Origin of the sequence: Penaeicola halotolerans (genome assembly GCF_016464625.1) — a bacterium.
Classification (GTDB): Bacteria; Bacteroidota; Bacteroidia; order Cytophagales; family Cyclobacteriaceae; genus Penaeicola; species Penaeicola halotolerans.
On sequence record NZ_JAEAGO010000154.1, the window covers coordinates 1 to 250 of the forward strand.

Below are 250 nucleotides of genomic sequence, written 5' to 3' on the forward strand. Positions count from 1 at the left end.
CTACCAATAATGAAACTGATAAAGTATTGGCAACTACTTTAGAAAAGTCAAGCAGGTTTTGTTGATCCTGTTCTGGTAGAAAAAAGACCACCAAAAGTGCCGCTACAGACGTCAGTGACGCTGCTAGTAAGGCCACAAACACCTTTCTGTTTTTATACTTAAGCAGGTGATCGATCATGATGATGGCATTGTCCACGAACAGACCAAAGGATATCGTAAGTCCTGCTAAAGAATATAGGTGTATATCTAT

The 250-nt window shown here is 39.6% G+C and carries 1 protein-coding gene; it reads right to left on the minus strand.

The window, feature by feature from the left end:
* Window positions 1–250 (minus strand): hypothetical protein (locus I5349_RS13935; protein ID WP_226391380.1); only part of this gene is annotated, 250 nt, incomplete at both ends.